4 protein-coding genes are annotated in these 3,424 nt (G+C 42.8%); 3 read left to right on the top strand and 1 reads right to left on the bottom strand.

Annotated elements, in window-relative coordinates; translation table 11 throughout:
• The 3 genes from LUQ50_RS08645 to LUQ50_RS15955 form a co-directional block, all read left to right on the top strand.
• On the top strand, nucleotides 1-549 hold a 549-nt coding region (locus LUQ50_RS08645), incomplete at its 5' end, for an AI-2E family transporter (protein ID WP_300039216.1).
• Between the two features lie 448 nt (nucleotides 550-997).
• The gene (locus LUQ50_RS08650; RefSeq protein WP_300039222.1) at nucleotides 998-1,657 is read left to right on the top strand and encodes a hypothetical protein; all 660 of its coding nucleotides are present in this window, start codon (nucleotides 998-1,000) and stop codon (nucleotides 1,655-1,657) included.
• A 743-nt stretch (nucleotides 1,658-2,400) separates the two neighbouring features.
• The gene (locus LUQ50_RS15955; RefSeq protein WP_367278979.1) at nucleotides 2,401-2,751 is read left to right on the top strand and encodes an STAS domain-containing protein; all 351 of its coding nucleotides are present in this window, start codon (nucleotides 2,401-2,403) and stop codon (nucleotides 2,749-2,751) included.
• Nucleotides 2,752-2,822: 71 nt separating this feature from the next.
• Here LUQ50_RS15955 and LUQ50_RS08655 read toward each other — a convergent pair.
• Nucleotides 2,823-3,424: MFS transporter (locus LUQ50_RS08655; protein ID WP_300039225.1), on the bottom strand; the 602-nt coding region annotated here is incomplete at its 5' end.

Genomic DNA, 3,424 nt, shown 5'->3' on the forward strand with positions numbered 1-3,424 from the left:
AAGATCAGTTATGTGCTTGGTCCGCATCAGCAGGATATTGCTGGAAGAATAACTGAATTTGGGTCTATTGTTATTGAGTATGTCATCATCAGAACCAAGGTCAATCTTGTAACCGGAGCGGGATTTGGGATAGCACTGTTTCTTATGGGGGTGCAGGATCCCTGGTTATGGGGAATCCTGATGTTTGTCCTGAACTTTGTTCCCTATGTTGGATTTATTATTGCCGTCCTTCCACCTACCATTCTGGCACTGGTCGAGATTAATCCGTTTTCTGCAGTGCTGGTTGTGATTATTGCAAGCCTGATAAACTTGTTTTCTGAAAATATGCTCTTTCCTCAGCTTGCCGGGAGAGGTATGGATTTATCACCTGCTATCGTGTTCATCTCCATGATCTTCTGGGGGTATTTTCTTGGAGGTTCAGGTGTTATTGTTGCAGTTCCATTAACTGTACTGGTAAAAATGATCCTTGAAAGTTTTCCGGAAACGAAGGGTTTTGCAATGCTTCTTGGAATCGGGTATGGTGATCAGAATGATTCCGATAGACCATAAAAACCCAATTTTTATTTGATTAAGTATACAGTTCGTGAAATTAAATCAGCTGGGTTTCTGCGGGTACAAATACCTGGCTGATATTTCGGTCAGATATCCGAAAAGCCCGATAACCTATATCAGTAGTCAATAGTTTATGTCATTCCTGAAGTTAAATGAGAAGCATCGGGATCTTCTGGACCCTCTAGAAGATATCAGCCCTTTCTGAATAACTCATCACCATCGCATCATATAATTCTATGAATCTCTCCATTGAGTGTGTGATGAGACGTTTAGACTGTTTTCCTTGTCTATCATGTTCAATCTCCGGTATGTAGATTGAATGAGTCACCAGAACCAGCTTGATGAAGTATTTCAAAACACTTATCCTCTGGCTGGATGACAATACCTTGTTACAATCGAGGAGGAAGTAATGAGATTATTTATCTGGGTATTGTTGATATGTAGCTTGGTTATTTGTGGTATAGGGACTGCTGATGAGATCTCTGGTGCCGCCAGTCAGAGTGGGAATATCTGGAACGGTACCTGGGAGTCTGCCTGGTATACTTTGTTCATCCAGCAGAATGGTTCAGCAATTGAAGGGTATTATGAGCCATTTAATCTCTCCGAACATGATCCCGGTAAAATTCAGGGAACACTTTCAGCTGATGGCAGGGTCTTTTCTGGAATCAGCACTGAAACAGGAACCGATACCTTCGTGATCTCCGATGATCAGATGTCGTATTCCGGTGTCGGGACTGTCCGTCCAAATGCGAGTCCGAATGATCCTGGAGCATTTACCGTGAATGCAACCCGGACAAGCGAATTGTTAGATCCTGAACATCCCTGGAATGGGACTTGGAAAACGGACCACGTCATCAATATCCTGACACAGGAGGGAAATAAGGTTACCGGTACCCATGAACCGTTACCCGGAATAGAGGATGACCCCGGGGTATTTGTCGGGACTGTTTCAGCGGGTGGAAAAACACTCTCTGGAATATGGACCGAGACCGGGAATTTCAACTTCAGTATATCAGATGATGGGACGTTCTGGAACGGGACTTTTTATCTGGCAGAATTTCCTTCTGTAGAACCTGATGACTGGAACGCAGCGAAAATATTGTGATCCTGAAATTTCCGATTTCATAGTCAGAGTATCAGGTGTATACCTTAATCGGCTCCCTTTTTTGATCTGGCATAACGTTACGAATAACGAAAAAGTTGATCTACGGTATGTGTTCTCCCTGATCCACTCCTTTCAGAACACATAATATCTTGCCATATTAATCCATTTCCTATTCAGATCTCAGATATTTCTCAGTTACTAAATCCGGGCTCAGGTGTCAGACATCGTGATTAAAATATATTAAAAACCGGCTCTCATTGATAAGTTTATTCTATATTTTTCCGGGGATACCTGAACTGTGAACCAGCCTGAGAAATCCGGCTGACGAGCGTCAGACAAATCAATTTGTTTATAAGGTTCCTCAGATCTTATCTAGACCTGAGGCTGTCATGATCATTCACTTCCCAATACCCAACGTGATTGAAATAGGAGATAACCGGATTAAACAGATATTCTGATATAATTTGAGCACTCGGATCATACATACCCGGTGAGCCCTTCAAAGAGAGAGTCCCCTCTCTAAACCGATACATGACTGTGATCACTTGATCAGATCCCTCACAGGTATTATCCCAACAGAGCAGTACTCCCTGGATATCCGATTACTGGCTGTTCTCCTGTTCATCATCATGATATTAATCCAGATCTTACGTGTAACAAACCATTGCACATAAAGTTTCCAAACAGTTATAAATACATAACTTGGATACACTACATGCCATAGAGAGTTAAGAGGAGATATAATGACCCAGTTCTCAATAACATATGTTGATGGCATCGGGGTACTAAAGTTTCCGCCCAGAGTAGATTCGACAAATTCTCTTGATCTTGAAGAGAAAATAAATGAAATATTATCAACAAAAAAAAGTATCCTTTGTGATCTATCTGAAAATACGTATGTTTCCAGTTTTCCAATGAGAATCTTCCTTCAGACAACGAAGCATATGAAGGATATCGGAGGGAAATTTGCGATGTGTTCCATTTCTCCGATGGTTCAGGAAGTTTTTGATATTTCTGGGTTTTCCACCATACTTGCCTTGTACTCGTCTGAATCAGAAGCAATTTCAGAATTAAAAACGAATACTCCTCAATAAAGGTGTCAATACACGTTCATGAAACGGTAATCCGGGATGGCGCGGTGAGGATCTATGATGTTGTAGCGACCCTACCTGGCAGAAGACCATCCTATTGTCTCTGCAGATTCTTTTTTCTCCCGTACTACTACTGATAACAGAAGCGTTACGACCGAGAGCAATAACCCTATCAACATCGAAACATGGAATCCATCCATGAACAAACCTGTCTCTAGATTGGAAAATGATACAATCCCCTCTCCTGCAGTGGCAATCGTAAATATTGTAGCAAAGAGAGCAGTACCTATGACACTCCCGAGATATATCGCGGTGACCATCAGTGATGACCCGGTAGCCTTCTCATCTCGGGGAGCACAATCCACCACTCTGCTGGCTACCGGCCCCCCTGCAAATCCCCAGAACAGCCCCATTATCAGAAGACCTGCCAGGAGGAGGACAGATCCTGTCTCCGGGACAATAAACAGATACATGAAGGTTATTGCTATCAACGCAAGAGCAGATGCAATCGCAAACGGTCGACGTCCAATCCGATCCGACCATCTTCCAAGAGGAATGCCCATGATTGCGGTAACTACCGGTGGAATCAGGAGATACAATCCACTCACTGCAGTGTTATAATGCATTCCTGCCTGAAGATAGAAAGGCAGGAGATACATAACTCCCAGATATACGC

It is taken from the genome of Methanospirillum sp. (genome assembly GCF_028679455.1).
GTDB lineage: Archaea > Halobacteriota > Methanomicrobia > Methanomicrobiales > Methanospirillaceae > Methanospirillum.